Source organism: Streptomyces sp. NPDC058701 (assembly GCF_042715295.1).
GTDB lineage: Bacteria > Actinomycetota > Actinomycetes > Streptomycetales > Streptomycetaceae > Streptomyces.
Map to the genome: position 1 here is coordinate 141,795 of NZ_JBHXSY010000016.1, position 16,368 is coordinate 158,162.

15 protein-coding genes and 2 pseudogenes are annotated in these 16,368 nt (G+C 72.9%); 3 read left to right on the top strand and 14 right to left on the bottom strand.

The annotated features are described in order from the left end of the window. Positions 1 to 45 precede the first annotated feature (45 nt). The 10 genes from ACFWW8_RS19530 to ACFWW8_RS19575 all read right to left on the bottom strand — a co-directional run bounded on the left by ACFWW8_RS19530 (position 46) and on the right by ACFWW8_RS19575 (position 12,180). Positions 46 to 1,383: a flavin-containing monooxygenase gene (locus tag ACFWW8_RS19530; RefSeq protein WP_386530212.1), complete on the bottom strand. Its 1,338-nt coding sequence runs from the start codon at positions 1,381 to 1,383 to the stop codon at positions 46 to 48. Between the two features lie 576 nt (positions 1,384 to 1,959). Further along, positions 1,960 to 2,826 carry an NAD(P)H-binding protein gene (locus ACFWW8_RS19535; RefSeq protein WP_386530213.1) on the bottom strand — a complete coding sequence of 289 codons (867 nt, stop codon included), beginning with the start codon at positions 2,824 to 2,826 and terminating at the stop codon, positions 1,960 to 1,962. Beyond that, complete coding sequence (locus tag ACFWW8_RS19540; protein ID WP_386530214.1) at positions 2,823 to 3,437, bottom strand: hypothetical protein; 615 nt, start codon at positions 3,435 to 3,437, stop codon at positions 2,823 to 2,825. Before ACFWW8_RS19540 ends, ACFWW8_RS19535 begins: the two co-directional genes overlap by 4 nt. A gap of 125 nt (positions 3,438 to 3,562) precedes the next feature. Beyond that, a complete protein-coding gene (locus ACFWW8_RS19545) occupies positions 3,563 to 4,084 on the bottom strand; it encodes a MarR family winged helix-turn-helix transcriptional regulator (protein WP_386530215.1) in 522 nt (173 codons plus the stop codon). 16 nt (positions 4,085 to 4,100) lie between these two features. Then, entirely contained in the window at positions 4,101 to 6,080 is a 1,980-nt protein-coding gene (locus tag ACFWW8_RS19550; RefSeq protein WP_386530216.1) for a helix-turn-helix domain-containing protein, read from the bottom strand. Positions 6,081 to 6,139: 59 nt separating this feature from the next. After that, a complete protein-coding gene (locus ACFWW8_RS19555) occupies positions 6,140 to 7,564 on the bottom strand; it encodes an MFS transporter (RefSeq protein WP_386530217.1) in 1,425 nt (474 codons plus the stop codon). 156 nt (positions 7,565 to 7,720) lie between these two features. Further along, on the bottom strand, positions 7,721 to 8,506 hold the full coding sequence (locus ACFWW8_RS19560) for a 3-hydroxybutyrate dehydrogenase (RefSeq protein WP_386530218.1): 786 nt from the start codon (positions 8,504 to 8,506) through the stop codon (positions 7,721 to 7,723). A gap of 82 nt (positions 8,507 to 8,588) precedes the next feature. Further along, positions 8,589 to 8,939 carry a UBP-type zinc finger domain-containing protein gene (locus ACFWW8_RS19565; RefSeq protein WP_386530219.1) on the bottom strand — a complete coding sequence of 117 codons (351 nt, stop codon included), beginning with the start codon at positions 8,937 to 8,939 and terminating at the stop codon, positions 8,589 to 8,591. Next, complete coding sequence (locus ACFWW8_RS19570) at positions 8,936 to 10,492, bottom strand: ATP-binding protein (protein ID WP_386530230.1); 1,557 nt, start codon at positions 10,490 to 10,492, stop codon at positions 8,936 to 8,938. Before ACFWW8_RS19570 ends, ACFWW8_RS19565 begins: the two co-directional genes overlap by 4 nt. Before the next feature lie 11 nt (positions 10,493 to 10,503). Further along, positions 10,504 to 12,180 carry an FAD-dependent oxidoreductase gene (locus ACFWW8_RS19575; protein ID WP_386530220.1) on the bottom strand — a complete coding sequence of 559 codons (1,677 nt, stop codon included), beginning with the start codon at positions 12,178 to 12,180 and terminating at the stop codon, positions 10,504 to 10,506. Positions 12,181 to 12,414: 234 nt separating this feature from the next. Between ACFWW8_RS19575 and ACFWW8_RS19580 the strand changes: the two genes are divergently transcribed. Continuing rightward, entirely contained in the window at positions 12,415 to 12,819 is a 405-nt protein-coding gene (locus ACFWW8_RS19580; protein WP_386530221.1) for a hypothetical protein, read from the top strand. A gap of 231 nt (positions 12,820 to 13,050) precedes the next feature. Next, a complete protein-coding gene (locus ACFWW8_RS19585) occupies positions 13,051 to 13,572 on the top strand; it encodes a hypothetical protein (RefSeq protein ID WP_386530222.1) in 522 nt (173 codons plus the stop codon). A gap of 22 nt (positions 13,573 to 13,594) precedes the next feature. Here the strand turns inward: ACFWW8_RS19585 and ACFWW8_RS19590 are convergent, their stop codons facing one another. The 3 genes from ACFWW8_RS19590 to ACFWW8_RS19600 all read right to left on the bottom strand — a co-directional run bounded on the left by ACFWW8_RS19590 (position 13,595) and on the right by ACFWW8_RS19600 (position 15,676). Beyond that, on the bottom strand, positions 13,595 to 14,683 hold the full coding sequence (locus tag ACFWW8_RS19590; RefSeq protein ID WP_386530223.1) for an agmatine/peptidylarginine deiminase: 1,089 nt from the start codon (positions 14,681 to 14,683) through the stop codon (positions 13,595 to 13,597). 203 nt (positions 14,684 to 14,886) lie between these two features. Beyond that, positions 14,887 to 15,222 (bottom strand): agmatine deiminase family protein, encoded by a 336-nt coding sequence (locus tag ACFWW8_RS19595; RefSeq protein WP_386530224.1) that lies wholly within the window; start codon positions 15,220 to 15,222, stop codon positions 14,887 to 14,889. A gap of 301 nt (positions 15,223 to 15,523) precedes the next feature. Next, positions 15,524 to 15,676, bottom strand: a complete 153-nt coding sequence (locus tag ACFWW8_RS19600) for a hypothetical protein (RefSeq protein WP_386530231.1) — start codon at positions 15,674 to 15,676, stop codon at positions 15,524 to 15,526. On the opposite strand from ACFWW8_RS19600, the pseudogene ACFWW8_RS19605 reads away from it, so the two are divergent. Then, a pseudogene (locus tag ACFWW8_RS19605) lies at positions 15,674 to 15,859 on the top strand (transposase); the annotation flags it as partial. The gene ACFWW8_RS19600 and the pseudogene ACFWW8_RS19605 overlap by 3 nt on opposite strands. 288 nt (positions 15,860 to 16,147) lie before the next feature. Here the strand turns inward: ACFWW8_RS19605 and ACFWW8_RS19610 are convergent. Further along, positions 16,148 to 16,368: pseudogene (locus ACFWW8_RS19610) on the bottom strand (MerR family transcriptional regulator); the annotation flags it as partial.

Consider the following 16,368-nt stretch of genomic DNA (forward strand, 5'->3'; position numbering starts at 1 on the left):
GTCTTCGCCGGGCAGCGCGGACCCGGCACGATCCCAAGAGACGCCCTACGCGTCCTGCAGCTCCCGGAGCTCCCGGAGGTACGGGCCGACGTCGACCTGGATGGAAGTTCCCGCGGTCCGCCCGTACCGCTCCTCGATGCGGCTCAGGTACGCGCCGATCTCCTCGTGCATGACGTCCGCCGGCGGGAGCGCCACGTCGCCGTCGATGATCCGGGCAACCCACCGGGACTGTGCTTCCACCAGGCGCGTGATCGATCCCACGGGGCGGATCAGGCCGACGAAGTAGAGGCCGGTCCGGTCGGGTGCGACCACGCGACGGTAGAGCTCGACCGCCCCCTGTCGCGGGCCCGCCGGACACCCGGCGGGCAGGAAGGGGAAGGCCATCCGGAAGCCGGTGCAGTAGACGATCGCGTCCGCCTCGGCGGCGGTTCCGTCGGTGAAGCGCACGAGGCCGCCGTCCAGCGAGTCGATCGCGGGGCGCGGGACCACCCCTCCGTGCCGTATCCGGCTCAGGATCTCGTCCGAGATGGTCACGGCCGAGGAGAAGACGGGGTGGTCGGGTTCGGGCAGGCCGTAGTCGGACAGCCGGCCCCGTGCCACGCGCAGGGCCTGCTCGACGAAGAGGCGCTGCTCGGGGAAGGACATCTCGTTCCACCACGGCGCGTCCGCGATCAGGTCCACGGACATGCCGAAGAGCTGCTTGGGCACGATGTGCAGCCCCCGCCGGACGGACAGGAGGGTCCGCGCGGCGTGCCGGGACAGGTCGGCGGCGATGTCCACTCCCGACGCCCCCATCCCGACGACGACGACCCGCTGCCCGGCGAAGTCGGCGCCGTCGTGGAAGTCCATCGAGTGGAGGATCCGCCCGGTGAAGGAATCGGCGCCCGGCGGGAGTGAACTCGGCAGGGCCGCCTCGGTGTTGTGGCCCGAGGCGATGACCACCCGCTCGAAGCGGCGCGTCGTCTCCGCCCCCCGCGCGTCCCGGCTGATGACCGTCCAGGCCCCGTCGCGGTCCTGCCGTACGGAGAGCACCTCGGTGCGCAGCTCGATGCGGGGCAGCAGCCCGGCCCATTCGGCGAAGGACCGCAGGTAGGCGGCGACATCGCGGTGGCTGGGGTAGAGCGGCAGCTCGGAGGGCATCGGGAAGTCCGCGTATCCGGTGAGCTGTTTGGCACTGTTCAGGTGCAACGACCGGTAGGCGGGCCCCCGTTCACCCGCTCCCGGCTGGCGCCAGATCCCGCCGACGTCCGGCGCCTTCTCGAGGCAGACGAAGTCGATCCCCCTGGCCGACAGGGCATGCGCGGCCGCCAGCCCCGCCAGCCCCGCACCGACGACACACACGGTTGCCGCCGTGGGCAGGCCGCCGGTACGTGACCCGTTCAAGGATCCCTCCACAGAACACCCTCCGTCGTCGCGGCGGGCGTTGCCCCCGCGTACGGGCGCCCGGACGCCTCACCCTACCCACCGCCCCCGAATGCGAGGACTTCGAGGTCACCGGTCAAGTGGGGTGCGGCGGAGACCACTTCACGACGGGGCGCCCGGACGACCCCTGGATGGTGGCGGGGGCGGGTGGGGGTCGGACAAGGGTTTTCCCCGTATCGGGTTCATCTCCGCGTTGCCTACTGTCTGCTCACCGGCGATCCCCCCTTCTTGGAACCCGCGGTCCCCACCCACCCCCCACACCGTGGAATCGCGACCACCCCCCAACCAGGGGGAGAAACCGGTACCGCCACGTCCCGACCGCCGTGCGACGCCCACCCGGGCGGGCGGGCGGGACGACACGGCACACGGTGGGGACCGGGACGGAACCGACCACCCCGCCCCGGTCCCCTACCGCCGAACACGTCCCACGTGTACCGACCGGCCGCTCCACCAGCGTGGCCCCTCCACATCGCCGGCCACGCCGCCCTCCTCATCGCCGCCCAACCCACCCTGACCCCGCTCAGACCGAAGCGGTCGTCACCGGAAGACGTCGAGGTGCTCTCCGAGGAAGGCTTCGAGGGTGCGCGGCGGCCGGCCGAGTATGCGGGCCACGGTGCCGTCGGGCTGTTCCGGGTGGGTGGCGGCCATGCGCTGGATCTCCACCACGTGGGCGGCGAGCCAGTCGGGCATGCCGGCGGTGGAGGTGAGGTGGCGGTGCAGGTCCGCGCCGCTCAGGTCGATGTACCGCACGTCCCGTCGCAGCAGGATGCCGAGCAGGGCGGCGAGTTGGGGGTGGGAGTACGTCCGGTCGCCCGTGAGGGTGTAGGTGTGGCCTGCGAGTTCGGGCCGGGTCAGCGCGGCGGCCGCCACGTCGGCGATGTCGCGGCAGTCGATGTAGTTGCGGGCCGCGTCCCCCATCGTGCCGTGGAAGACGCCGCCCGCGGCCACCCTGGGCGCGAACAGGAGCAGCTTCTGCAGGAACGCGTAGGGGCGCAGGACGGTGGCGGTGATCCGAGAATTCCGGAGGGCCTCCTCGACTGTGTGGTGCCCTCGGGCTACGGCCACGGGAGAGCCGGGGCCGGCGCCGGGCGCGGAGATCTTGACGATGTGCCCGATGCCGCTGTCGGCGGCCGCGGCGATCACGTTGGTCTCGTGGGCGACCTGGGCGGGGCCGTTGGCCATGGTGAGGAACAGCCGGGTCGCGCCGGTGAAGACGGCCCGCAGGGACGCGGGGTCGGCGGCGTCGGCGGCCAGCACCTCGGTCCGTGCGAGAACGGCGCTGTCGAACCGGCTCCGGAGCCGTCCGGGGCTGCGGCTCAACGCCCTTACGGGCACGTCGAGTTCGGCGAGACGGTGCAGGAGCGCGCTTCCGGTGGCGCCGGTGGCGCCCATGACGACGATCATTCGGTGTCCTTCCGTCGTGGTCCCGTGCGCGGGTCGCGCGGGACCGGCGAGGTGGCGGGTGGAGCGGTGTGGCTGCGGAGTGCGCGACCGCGGAGTGCGCGACCGCGGGACGGCCTCCGGGATAGCGCGCGCCGCGCGTGGCTCCGCGCCACCGCCAGGTGGTGATGGCGGCGGCGAGCGCGGCGGACAGCGGAAGGTCGAGCCGGAGGCGTTCGGGCCACGGCGAGCCGGACGCGAACGTGAAGGGGAGGGCGAACGGAGCCCGAAGCGGCCAGGCTGCCAGGGCCCTCGATGGCGAGGTGGGCGACGACGGCCCCGCCGACGGCCGCCATCAGGCCCGCCCCCGCCGCCAGGACGGGCTTCGGGACGGAGGCGGACCGGCGGGGCCGGGCGCCCGTACGCCGGAGCCGGGCGCCGGTGAGGGCGGCGACGAGTGCCGAGGTCCCCGCGATGGAGGTGAGGGCCGCGACGGCCAGGTCGTCCCGCCCGGAGACCAGTCCCCCGACGCCCGCGGACAGGGCGGGGGCGGCGTACGCCACCAGCACCTCGCGCCAGAGGACGAAGCGCGGCGACGGCCGCTCGGTGATCGGGACGCTTCTTCGTGTATCCACGACGCATTCTCCTTGGCACGATAATTAGTGACCTAACTACATGGTCATGCGAACCCACACGGCAGCGCAGCACGTACGGGCTGCGCACAGGGAGGCGGAACGGAGCGGGGCGGGCCGGGCGCCGGCTATCGCTCGGTCAGCGCCCCGATGCCCCGGGTGACGCGCGCGAGCAGGTCGAGGAAGACGGTCCGCTCCTCGACGCTGAGGTCGGCCACCATCGCCTGGAGGCGGTGGAAGTGGTCGGGGGCCAGGTCGCGCAGCTTCTGCGCGCCGCGGGCGGTCAGGACGACCACCGAGGCGCGCCCGTCCTGCGCGGACGGCCGGCGCAGGACCAGCCCGTCCCTCTCCAGGGAGTCGATCAGTCCGGTGACGGTCGCGCGGGAGACGCCGAGGCTGGCGGCCAGGAGCGACGGCGACTTCTCGCCCTCGCTGTCCTCCAGGTCCGCGAGGAGCCGGTAGCGCCCGGTGGACAGGCCGAAGCGGGAGAAGTGGACCTCGCTCGCCTGGCCGAGCCGGGCTCCGGCGGCCATCAGCCGTACCGCGACCAGAACGGCCTGCGGGTCGGCGTCGAGGCCGTAGTGCCGGATCTGGCGCCGGGCCTGGTCCAGCGTCGGGCTCTCCTCCGGCAAGGATTCGCGTGCGTCCATGGAAGAAATATGGCCCCTAACCACCCACCCCGTCAAGGCCATCGCGTCCGAGTGGCCGGCGGTGCGCTCCGCTGCCCTCGCGGATGCCGCCGATGCCCGCCGCCGAGACCCTGGCTATGCGCAGGGCGAGCTGGATCTCCAGCACCCGCTCCGGGGACTGCCAGTCGTGGCCGAGGAGTTGGCCGATGCGCTCCAGTCGCTGCACCACGGTGTTGATGTGCACGTGGAGGGCTTCCTTCGCCTTGGACTGGCTCATGCCCGCGGAGAAGTACGCCTGGAGGGTGTGCAGGAGGTCGGTGCCGCGCTTCGCGTCGTACGCGATCACGGGGCCGAGGGTCTGCTCCACGTAGCCTCCCAGGTCAGTGCGGTCGCCGAGCAGGACGCCGAGGAAGCCCAGTTCGGCCAGGGCGGCCCCGGCGCCCGCGTGGCCCAGGGCCCGCAGGGCCCCCAGGCAGCGCCGGGCCTCCGCGTGCGCGTCGGCGAAGCCCTCGGCGCCGCTGACCGGCCCCGCGGCGCCGACGGTGACCGGGGCGGCCACGGCCTGTCCCACTTCGTCGGCGAGCGTGCGGGCGTCCGCGCCGGGGGCCTCGGACGGGGCGACCAGCACCACGTCGTCGTGGTGCAGTCCCGCGAGCCCCTTGCGGCTCTGCGCGGAACGGGCGGCCGCGGCCAGCAGCCGCCTGCGGGGCACCGTCCCGGCGTGGAGCAGGAACACCGCGTGCGGCCGGTCGAGGTCCACCCGCAGCCGGCGGGCCCGGGCGGCCAGGCTGGTGGGGTCCGCGGCCCGCGCGAGCAGGTCCCCGAGGAGTTCGCCGCGTACGCGGTCCTCTGCTTCGGCGACGGAGCGGCGCAGCAGCAGGAGCAGGGCGGTGACCACGCTGGCGCGTTCGAAGAGGCGGCGGTCCGCCTCTCCGAGGTCGGCGCGGCCGGTCAGGGCGATGCTGCCGAGGAGTTCGGGGCCCGCCAGGACCGCGCACACCCAGGTGCCGTTCACCGGTACGGCCCGTCCCCCGGCCCGGGAGGCGGCGACGGCCCGCGCCGGCGGGGCCTGGGGATCCGCTCCCGCCCGGGCGAGTTCGGCCCCGTCCGCGTCGTGGATGAGCGTCCCGCCCTGCAGGACGGCGCCGATGGCCGTCGCGACCTCCGCGATGTCCCCTCCGCGCAGGACGAGGTCGGTCAGCCGGTCGTGGGCGTCCGCGGCCCGCCGCATGGCCTCGCTGTGCGCCTCAATGGTCCGCGAGGCCTCGTTGAGGTCGACCAGCGCGGTACGGGTCTCGTCCAGCAGCCGGGCGCTGTCGATGGCGATAGCGGCGTGGTCGGCCAGGGAGGAGAGCAGGGCGACCTCGTCCGGCGCGAAGGTACGGGCCGTGCGGTCCGCAGCGTACAGGACGCCGATCACCCGGGTTCCCAGGCGCAGCGGTACGCCGAGGATGGCCCGCAGGCCCTCGTCGGTGACGGCGGCGTCGATCGTCGCGGTGTGCTTGAAGCGCGGGTCCTCGCCGTAGTCGCCGGTGGTGTACGGGCGGGCGGACTCGGCGACCAGCCCGCCCAGGCCCTCGCCCATGCCCAGCCGCACCCGCTGGAACGCCGCCGAGATGCATCCGTCGGTCACCCGCATGTACGTGTCGCCCGCCTCCTCGTCGTTGAGGGACAGGTAGGTGACGTCCGTGCCGAGGAGCAGCTTGGCCCGGTGCGTGATCGCCCGCAGCACGGCGTCCAGGTCCCTGAGCGCCGCCAGGTCGCCGGCGGTGTCGAAGAGCGCGGCGAGCTCGACCTCGCGGCGCCGGTGCTGGCTGAGCGTACGCCGGATGCGCAGCGCCACCTGGGCGGCTTCGGCGATGTCGGCGGCCTCCGACGCGTCCGCCGCGGCGTCCCGGGCCGTCTCGGCCACCCGCGCGAACCGGTCGGCCGGCGCGCCCTGCTCCAGCAGGTCCAGCAGCTGCCGCAGGGCGGTCCGGGCCGGTCCGGTACCGGAGTTCGTCGCGGGGGTGGGCATGGGCGCTCTCCGTGGCTCGGGAAGCCCGCCGCCGGCGGGGCGCGGCGGGCGGCCGGAGCTCACCTGTCGGCGGGGATCGAATCGTGCGCGGGCCGGCGGCTGCCGGGGACCGCCGGGCCGGCCGGCTCGTGGTCCTGCGCCAGGTTACGCCCGCGGGTCTCCCTGGCCACCAGGACGGTCAGCGTGGTGACGAGCGTCGCGACCGCGAGGTAGACCGAGATCGGCAGGGACGAGCCGTAGCCGTCGAGCAGGGCGACGGCGACGATCGGGGCGAGCGCGCCACCGATGATGGAGGCCAGCTGGGACCCCATCGAGGCCCCCGAGTAGCGGACCCGGGTGTCGAACATCTCGGAGATGAAGGCGGCCTGCGGGCCGTACATGGCGCCGTGCAGGACGAGCCCGATGGTGACGGCCGCGGCGATCGCCGGGAAGGACTTGGTGTCGAGCATCGCGAAGAACACGAACGCCCAGCCGGTCATGCCGATCGATCCGATCAGGGTGACCGGGCGGCGGCCGATGCGGTCGGACAGCGCGCCCCACGCGGGGATGGTGACGAAGTGGACGGCGGAGCCGATGAGGGCGGCGTTCAGCCCCTGGCTCTTGGACAGCCCGAGGTGGGTGGTGACGTAGACGAGCAGGAACGCGGTGAGGATGTAGTACGAGATGTTCTCCCCGAGGCGGGTCCCGATCGCGGTGAGGACGGACCGCCGGTGCGACCGGAACACGTCGGTGATCGGCAGCTGCTCCTTGACGCCCGCGGCGGCCGCCTCCTCGGCGGCCTTCGCCCGGGCCTCCAGGAAGACCGGGGACTCGGAGACCGACACCCGGATCCACAGGCCGATCACGACCAGGACGCCGGAGAGCAGGAACGGGATGCGCCAGCCCCAGGCGAGGAACGCCTCCTCGGACTGGACGCCGGCCAGCAGGGCGAGCACGCCGGTGGCCAGCAGGTTGCCGCCGGGGGCGCCGGCCTGGGGCCACGACGCCCAGAAGCCGCGGTTCTTGTCGTCCCCGTGCTCGGAGACCAGCAGGACGGCGCCGCCCCACTCGCCGCCGAGCGCGAAGCCCTGGACCAGGCGCAGCAGGGTCAGCAGGATCGGGGCGCCGACGCCGATGCTCGCGTGGGTGGGCAGCAGGCCCATGGCGAAGGTGGCCCCGCCCATGAGGAGCAGGCTGAGGACGAGCAGCTTCTTCCGGCCGATCTTGTCGCCGTAGTGACCGAAGACCAGTCCGCCCAGGGGGCGGGCCGCGAAGCCGATGGCGTACGTCAGGAAGGCGAGGAGGGTGCCGACCAGCGGCTCGCTGCTGGGGAAGAAGAGCTTGTTGAAGACGAGGGCGGCGGCGGAACCGTAGAGGAAGAAGTCGTACCACTCGATGGTGGTGCCGATCAGGCTGGCGCTGATGACGCGGCCGATGCCGCCTCGGGAGGGCCGGGTCGGCTCGGGGGAACGGGTCGGCTGGGACGGCGGGGTCGGCTGGGCCATGGCGGGGCGACCACCTTTCGGCTGGGAGCGGTCGGGAGGGCAGGGGTGTGCGGGGCGGACGGGCGCCTGCCGGGAGGGGAGGGCAGGGGCATACGGGGACGGCGGGCGGCTGCCGGGAGGGGAGGGCAGGGCGCACGGCAGGGCCGCCCGGGGGCCTCAGGCGGCGGTCCAGCCGCCGTCCACGGGGAGCGAGACGCCGGTGACGTACCCGGTGTGCGGGCCGCAGAGCCATACGGCGACGGCGGCGACCTCCTCCGGCTCGATGAGTCGTTTGACCGCGGAGCGGCCGAGCAGGACCTCGCCGACCACTCGTGCGGCGTCGATGCCGTGCGCGGCGGCCTGCGCCGCGATCTGCCGCTCCACGAGGGGGGTGCGCACGTAGCCCGGGCTGATGCAGTTGCTCGTCACCCCGTGCGGCGCGCCTTCGAGGGCCGCGACCTTGCTGAGTCCTTCGAGGGCGTGCTTCGCGGTCACGTATCCGGCCTTGAACGCGCTGGCCCGCAGGCCGTGCACGCTGGAGATGTTGACGATCCGGCCCCAGCCCCGCGCGCTCATGTGCGGCAGGGTCCGCCGCATCAGCAGGAACGGCGCCCGGACCATGACGTTCTGCATCAGTTCGAAGAGGTCCGGGGGGAACTCCGCCAGCGGCGCCACGTGTTGCAGCCCCGCGTTGTTGACCAGGATGTCGACCTCGGCGGGGAGTTCCTCCAGGAGATCGGCCCGGGCGAGGTCGACGGCGTGCGCCCGGCCGCCGACCTCCGCGGCGGTGGCCGCGGCTGCCCGGGCGTCGACGTCCACCACGTGGACGAGGGCCCCGGCGGCGGCGAGCGCCGCGGCGCAGGCCCGCCCGATCCCGCTGCCGCCGCCGGTCACCATGGCGGTGCGGCCCGCCAGGTCGGCGGCCGGTGTCCCCCCGGACGGGAGGGTGAGTGCGCTTGTCATGGCGGGAAGCATGCGTGACGCGCACGCGCCGCTCCCATGGGTGCGACCACCACAGTCGGGTCCGGCCCCGTGGTGGGAGCACCTACTGCAGCAGCTTCCTCCAGTCCTGCGGAACCCGGTCGGCGGGTCCGGGCGCCGGCTGGTCGGCGGGGTGCTCCGCCGGCGGCGCCAGTTCGGGGCCGGACTCGTACAGCTCGTTCGTGCCGTAGTCCCAGAACCACGGCTCGCCCGGTTCGAAGCTCTGCACGAGCGGATGGCCGGTGGACTTCCAGTGGGCGGTGGCGTGCCGGCCGGGCGAGGAGTCGCAGCAGCCGATGTGGCCGCACTGGGCGCAGCGCCGCAGGTGGAACCACCAGCCGCCCGCGGCGTCGCAGTCGGCGCAGCCGGTTCCCGTGGGCCGGGCGCTCGGGTCGATTCCGTCGGTGACGGTCATGCGGGCTCCTCCTCAGCAGCGGTTACGGACCGGGCCACGGGCGCGGCCACGGGTTCCGGGTCGGGTTCCGTCTCGGGTTCCGGGTCGGGTTCCGTCTCGGCGGCGGCTCCGGCAGCGGTTCCGGCCCCGGTCCCGGGTTCCGGGTCGGTCAGCGGCAGAAGCACCTGGAACCGGGTGTCTCCCGGCGCGGACTCGACCTGGAGGCTGCCGTGGTGCTTGTTGACGATGATCCGCCAGGAGATGTCCAGGCCGAGTCCGGTGCCCTCACCGACCGGCTTGGTGGTGAAGAAGGGGTCGAAGATGCGGCTGCGGATGTCCGCCGGGACGCCGGGCCCGGTGTCCCGGAACTCCACCAGCAGCCGGTCGCCCTGCCGGGCCGTGCGGACCGTCAGCGTGCCGTCGAGGCCGGTGCTGCGAAGAGCGAACACGGCGTTGTCGATGAGGTTCGTCCACACCTGGTTCAGCTCCGCCGGGTAGGCGGGCACCTTCGGGAGGGTGCGGTCGTACTCCTTGACCACCCGGACCCCGGGACCGATCTTGCCGGACAGCATCAGCAGGGTGCTGTCGAGGAGTTCGTGGACGTCGACGACCCGGTGGGGGGCACGGTCGAGCTGGGAGTACTGCTTGGCGGCGTCCACGAGGTGGGAGATGCGGGTGGTGGAGTCGCCGATCTCGTCCATCAACAGCTCGGTCTCGACGGTGTAGTTGAGCCACCCGATCGCCCCCGGCAGCATGTCCTGCGCCACGGTCGCGGCGACGTGCTCCAGCCAGTCGGTGTCCAGTCCGGCCTGCACGAAGGTCGGCGCGACCCTCCAGCCCTCCGCGATGCCGTGGTCGTCGAGCCAGTCGGCGAGCTCGTCCTCCCGGTCCGAGGCCTCCAGTGGGCTCAACACCGGTGCTTTGGCCACGCGTTCGGCCGTGCGGTCCTGGATCTCGATGAGGTCGGCGAGCGCCTCGCGCGAGTAGGAGCCCTGGGCGATGACGGCCAGCTTGTGCCGCATCCTGCCCACCCGTTCCCGCAGCGTGGCGGTGGCTCGGACGGCCGCCGCGGCAGGGTTGTTGAGCTCGTGGGTGAGTCCGGCGGACAATGACCCGAGCGCCAGCAGCCGTTCGCGCTGCCCGATGGCCTGCTGAGTGCTCTTCGACCCGAAGAACAACCCCTCCAGGAGGTGTGCGGCCATCGGGAACCACTCCCGCATGACGTTCGAGAACGACTGCGCGGGCAGCACGAAGAACCGCGTCGGCTCGGTCACCCGCATCGAGTTGTTGTACGTCTGCGGCACCCGGTCCCCCAGGTAGGCCTGCATGGCCCCGGAGTACACCCCGCGCTGCGAGGTCCGGGCGACCTCCACGTCGTCGCCGCCGACCCGGCGGGACAGGACGACGGTACCCTCGATCATCACGTAGAAGCAGGTCGCCGGGTCGCCCTCGGTGTACACCGGGCCGGCTTCGAACCGCTCCACCGCCCCCTCGGCGCACAGCCGCCCCAGCTGCTCCGGGGACAGCTTCTCGAACAGGAACAGCGAGGCGATCTCCTGCGGGACGCAGGGCATGACCCGGCCGCTCACGACTGCTCCAGGTACCGGTGGACGAGCATGACGGCCATGGCTCCCTCTCCGACGGCGGACGCGACGCGCTTCGCCGACTCCGCTCGCGCGTCGCCCGCGACGAACACGCCGGGAATGTTGGTCTCCAGGTGGTAGGGCGGCCGTTCCAGTTCCCACTCGGCGGGCGGCCGCCCGTCCGGCGTGAGGTCGGGCCCGGCCAGGATGAAACCCCGCTCGTCGCGCAGTACCGTGCCGTCGAGCCAGTCGGTCAGCGGGGCCGCTCCGATGAAGACGAACATCCATTGCGCGTCGACGATTTCGGTCGAGCCCGTGTCGACGTCGCGCAGCGTCAGCTGTTCCAGGTGCCCGTCGCCGTGCGCCGACTCGATGACGGTCCGGGTCCGGACCGAGATGTTCGGTGCTTCCTCGATCTGCTGGACCAGGTAGTACGACATCGATGCCCTCAGCGACTCCCCGCGCACCAGCAGCGTCACCGACTTCGCGCCCCGGGCCAGGTACATCGCCGCCTGTCCGGCGGAGTTGGCGCCGCCCACGATGTACACGTCCTGCCCCTGACAGGACGACGCCTCGGTGAGCGAGGAGCCGTAGTAGACCCCGCAGCCGGTCAGGTCGTCACAGCCGGGCGCGTGGAGCTGCCGGTAGGACACGCCGGTCGCCAGGATGACGCTGTGCGCGGCGACCGCGGAGCCGTCGGAGAAGCGGACGACGCGGGCCGCGCCGCTGGCCTCCAGCCCGGTGACCTCGCGCGCGGTGAGGATCTCGGCGCCGAACCGGCCGGCCTGACGGCGGGCGCGTTCGGTGAGCTGCGCGCCCGATACGCCGTCCGGGAACCCGAGGTAGTTCTCGATGCGGGAGCTCTGCCCTGCCTGCCCGCCCGTCGCCGACCGCTCGACCAGGACCGTGCGCAGCCCCTCGGAGGCCCCGTACACGGCCGCGCCGAGGCCGGCCGGGCCGCCGCCGATCACGACGAGGTCGTAGAAGTCGGCGGCGGGGTTCGTGGCGAGCCCCACGTGGGCGGCCAGGTCGGGCGCCTCCGGCTCGACCAGTACGGTGCCCTCCGGGGTGATCACCAGGGGCAGCCGCTGCCCGTCGGCCCCGGCCGCCTCCAGCAGCCGCCGGCCCTCGGGCTCGTCGGAGGAGTACCACCGGTAGGGCACCTGATTGCGGGCGAGGAACTCCCGTACGGTCGAGGAACGCGCCGACCAGCGGTGGCCGACGACCTTGGTGGCGGGCACCGGCCGGTGGTCGCTGGAGCGCCAGGCCGCCAGGAGGTCGTCCACGACCGGGTAGAGCTTCTCCTCCGGCGGGTCCCAGGGCTTGAGCAGGTAGTGGTCGAGGTCGACGACGTTGATCGCGTCGATCGCCGCGTTGGTGTCGGCGTACGCGGTCAGCAGCACGCGCCGGGCGCCCGGATACACGTTCAGGGCCTGTTCGAGGAACTCGATGCCGTTCATCCGGGGCATCCGGTAGTCGGCGAGGATCACGGCCACCAGGTCGCCGCGCAGCTTCAGCTCGCGCAGCGCCTCCAGGGCGGACTCCCCCGACTCGGCGCGCACGATCCGGTACGCGGCGCCGTAGCGGCGGCGCAGGTCGCGGGCGACGGCGCGGGAGACGCCCGGGTCGTCGTCCACGGTCAGGATGACGGTCCGAGCTGCGTCGGCGACCTGTGCCATACGTCTCCCGCCCCGAGAGGCCGATACCGGGGCGCGGCGGGCCGCCGGCGCCGGTTTCCGCCCATCGTATGTTCGATCGTCCGGGTTCGCCCGGGACGCGTCGGCCCGTGCGCTGCGAGTACACCCCGGGTCGCGCAGGGTCAAGCCGCCGGGGCCGCGACCCGGGCCGTGCGGCACCGGCGGCGGGCCGGCGTGCGTCGTACGCTGGGGGCAGGACCGGACCGGGAGGCTTGCGTGGCGGCCCGTCAGCGCTTTCACCTGGACCAGGACGGGCACTCGATCACCGTCCTGTGCGACCTGCCGCGCCACCGCGTCGAGGTCCTCGTCGACGGGAAGGTCGTCTCCTCGGTCCGCACCGGCCGCGACCCGGTCACCCTCGTGCGGGGCGAGATCACCACCGAACCTCCGCAGCCGTTCACCGTCCGGCTGGAGCATCCCGACGACCCGGGCGGGATTCCCCTCTGCGTGCTGGAGAGGGAACGCATGCGCTATCTCATGCCGACCGTTGCGCTGACCCCGCAGGAGGAGTGGCCCGCCGAGCCCACGCCGTCGCCCCGCACCCCCGGGGAGCTGCTCGCGCGGTGGCGCGCCCGGTACCGACACCGCCGGTCGGGCCGGACCGGGAGCGGGCCGTCCTGACGGCAAGCCGGTCGTCCCCGAGACCGGTACTTCTGATCGGCCCTCCGTATCGCCGCAGACGACGCCCGTCAAGGGACGGTCCGGGGGGAAATTCTGACTGAAATGTCAGTCAAGGTCGCCGAAGGACTCCCGGGTCGGCTGGGCAGGTTCGTTCGGATCGTGTCGGCCGGACCCGGCACGATTCCGACAGGGACGGCCTGGAGGTGTCCCCGCCTCGTTAGGGTTCGCCGGGTGAGTGACATCCATGAACTGACGGTCGCCGTCGACCTGCGCGACGAGATCTCCGCGACGGAGCTGGCCGAGCTGCGCTGGCACCTGGGGATCGGGCCCCGGCCGGAGCGCCTGTCCATCGTCACGGAGTTCCCGGTCGTGGTCGTGGACGACTCGGGGGCCCCGGTGGTCGAGGACGATCCCCGGCCCCTGCTGGCCGGGAACGGCGCGGCGGCCCGGGTGGGCGGGGTGCTCGGCTCGGCACTCGAACCCCGCACGGATCCGCCGCGCCGGGGGTGGGCGCTGACGTGTCGGCAGGAGGTCCACCCGGACGAGTTCGAGGAGGTCGGGGAGCTGCTCGGCTGGCTGGCCGCACGGGCCCACGCGACGCACCGGCTCGCGGACGGAGCGGACCGAGCTGGCGGCGCTGACGGATCGGACACCGCGGGCGGCGCCGTCCGGATCGGATTCCTCAGGTTCCACGAGGACGAGGTCCCGGCCGCGCTCCGGGTCGAGGACGGGCGGGTCCGCTGGCCGGCCTGAGCGCGGCCCGCCGCCGTACGGCCTACGGCACCGGCTGCTGCTGGGTGACGCAGTGGATGCCGCCGCCACCCGCGCCGAGGCGGTCGATGTCGAGCCGCTCGACGACGCGTCCGGGGAACAGGCGGGTCAGCGTGGCCCGCGCCGCGGCGTCGGCCTCGGCGTCGCCGAACCGGCCGCTGATGACGGCGCCGTTGCACACGTAGTAGTTGGCGTAGGAGGCGAGGAAGTCCGGGTTGCCGGAGCGGATCCGGTCGTAGTCGGGGCCCTGGAGCCTCTCGACGGCCATCCGGGCGCCGCCCGCTGCCGTCGCCCCGGACAGGATCTGGAACTGCTGGCGCGCGTCCTCGGCGTGGACGTCGGTGTCCGAGGCCGGCGGCATCTGGACCAGGGCCTTGCCGGGGGCGAGGAAGCGGGAGGTCGCGTCGACGTGGTCGTCGGTGATGTCCTGGCCGACCACGCCGTCGAACCAGATGACCTCGGAGGCGCCGTAGGCGGTGCGCAGCGCGGCCTCGATCTGCGCCTGCGACGTGTTGGGGTTGCGGTTGCGGTTGCGGTTGATCAGGCTGCTGCGGGTGGCCATCAGGGTGCCCGCGCCGTCCTGATCGACCGCGCCGCCCTCCCCCACCAGGCTGGCGCGGGTGAACGGGACGCCCACGTACGCGGCGATGCGGCCCGCGACCAGGGCGTCCTTGGCGTGGGCCTGCTTCCGGCCCCAGCCGTTGAAGTTCAGGCCGACCGCGTCGAGGCCGTCGGTACGGAAGACCGGGCCGGAGTCACGCATCCAGCAGTCGTCGACGGGGATGGTGGCGACGACGGTGACGGTCGAGCCGCACAGGGAGCGCGCTTCGGCGGCGCTGCCGGAGTTGGCGCACATGGAGACCGGCTCGTACGTGGCGATGGTGCGGGCGATGAGCGCGATGTCCTCCTGGACTCCCCTGAGCGTGCCGCCCCAGATGGAGGTGCTGTCCGGCCAGGCCATCCAGGTGCGGGTGTGGCGGACGTCCTCGATGGGAACGCGGAACGTGCCCGGCGCGGGGGTGGTTCCCGCCGCCGCCAGAAACCGGCGCCTGCCCATGCCCTCGGCGGGCGGGTGTGCTGCGTGATCGTTCATGAGGGGTCTCCTTGGCGATCGGACGGTGTCCAACTCCCGCCGTCGGATTCGGCGTTGACCGCGGTGCGGCGGCCGGTCCGGAGGGGGCGTCTGCCCGTACGGGGTGGGGAGGTGTTCTTCGTCGCGCTCTCTCTGCCGTGCGGGATGCGGAGCAAGAAGCGGGCGGACCGCGGGGGGTCCGCTGGGAACGGCCGGCGTCCCGGTCAACCGGCGGTGGCCGTGGGGGACGCGGTGCGCGCGGCAGGGATCTGCTGCGTGATGCAGTGCACGCCTCCACCGCCGAAGGCGAGGGCGAGCACCCGTACCCCGACGACCTTGCGGCCGGGGTAGGCGGTGGCGATCAGGGCGAGGGCGTCCTCGTCCTGGGCCAGCCCGGCGACCGGGACGACCACGCCGCCGCTGGCGACGTAGTAGTTCAGGTACGACACCTCGATCTCGCCGTCGGCGACCTCGCTGAAGGCCGTCTGCGGTACGTCGATGATCCCCAGCCGGCGGCCGCGGGCGGCGGCGGCCTCGATCACCACGCGGTTGGCGCGCATCAGGGCGCAATTGGGATGGTTGGGGTTGTCGGGCAGGGAGACGACGACCGTGCCCGGCGCCCGCCGTCGACGTGGCCGTCAGTCTCGGGGTCGGTGTCGAGCAGGCCACTCGCCTAGCGACAAGGCGTACGCGGTCTCACGCGAACCGCCCCCTCACAATCGAACATCAAGGTGAAACTCCGCGACGGCTCCCCAAGATCTTTGCGAGAACCGAGTTCTGAGAATGCCTCAGCGCTTTCCTCAGGACCGCGGTTGCGCTCAACACGGCGTACGTCAGCGAAGGGTTGGCCTGGACCCCGGGTCAGGGCGAGGTGACGAGTGTGACGCGGCGGAGGTATTCGTCGTACTCGCAGTCGGCGTCGGGATCGCCGACGGTCGGACCCATCACGGGATCATCCGCCTCGCCGAAGAGGAGGGCGGGAACCCTGCAGTCGGTACCGGAGAACGAGCTCACGGAACGGTGCTGGTCGTGGTGGACCAGCCGGCCTCGATCGGCGCCCTGCCCCTGGCAGTCGCGAGGGACATGGGCTTCCCAGTCGCCTACTTACCGGGCCTGACGATGCGGCGGATCGCCGACCTCTACCCGGGTGAGGCCAAAACGGACGCGAAGGACGCGTTCCTCATCGCCGACGCCGCCGGGCGATGCCTTCAACGTCATCTCCATTGGATCGCCGGTCTGTCGGTCGTGGTGGCGATCGTGGTGCGGCGTTCGCGACCACAGGGCGGTGGTCGGCGTCGACATGGCGATTGGGAGGTGCTGGCTTTGCGCCCGCAGACTGGTGTCAGCGGCCAGCTCGGAATCCCCACGTACGGCCAGTTGTGACGTCACTCTTGGTTACGTCCCGGGCTCGACGTCTGACCCGACCGGTCACATGCGGATGGACGTGACCGGTTGTCGGGCCACGGCAGTGCCAGGCACGGGCGATCAACTGTCCGCGGAGTGGGCGTCGGCAAGGGCCTCGCCGAAGAGTCGTCCGGCGAGTTCCACGCAGCGCATCCGGGCAGGAGAGAAGTCGTAGGGCATCTTGGTGATCGCTGCGGCGGCACTCATCTCTGTGCCCTCCTCCCCTTTCAGGTCGGCGTCGTAGATCTCGAAGATCTTCTCCTCGGCCGCGTCGAGACCAGCTGCCTCGATGGCCTGATTCA

Bases quoted from the DNA above. Each gene is read 5' to 3' on its own strand.
- ACFWW8_RS19535 (WP_386530213.1), bottom strand. From the start codon at position 2,826: ATGATCGTCGTCATGGGCGCCACCGGCGCCACCGGAAGCGCGCTCCTG.
- ACFWW8_RS19545 (WP_386530215.1), bottom strand. From the start codon at position 4,084: ATGGACGCACGCGAATCCTTGCCGGAGGAGAGCCCGACGCTGGACCAG.
- ACFWW8_RS19550 (WP_386530216.1), bottom strand. From the start codon at position 6,080: ATGCCCACCCCCGCGACGAACTCCGGTACCGGACCGGCCCGGACCGCC.
- ACFWW8_RS19555 (WP_386530217.1), bottom strand. From the start codon at position 7,564: ATGGCCCAGCCGACCCCGCCGTCCCAGCCGACCCGTTCCCCCGAGCCG.
- ACFWW8_RS19560 (WP_386530218.1), bottom strand. From the start codon at position 8,506: ATGACAAGCGCACTCACCCTCCCGTCCGGGGGGACACCGGCCGCCGAC.
- ACFWW8_RS19565 (WP_386530219.1), bottom strand. From the start codon at position 8,939: ATGACCGTCACCGACGGAATCGACCCGAGCGCCCGGCCCACGGGAACC.
- ACFWW8_RS19570 (WP_386530230.1), bottom strand. From the start codon at position 10,492: ATGCCCTGCGTCCCGCAGGAGATCGCCTCGCTGTTCCTGTTCGAGAAG.
- ACFWW8_RS19575 (WP_386530220.1), bottom strand. From the start codon at position 12,180: ATGGCACAGGTCGCCGACGCAGCTCGGACCGTCATCCTGACCGTGGAC.
- ACFWW8_RS19590 (WP_386530223.1), bottom strand. From the start codon at position 14,683: ATGAACGATCACGCAGCACACCCGCCCGCCGAGGGCATGGGCAGGCGC.
- ACFWW8_RS19595 (WP_386530224.1), bottom strand. From the start codon at position 15,222: ATGCGCGCCAACCGCGTGGTGATCGAGGCCGCCGCCGCCCGCGGCCGC.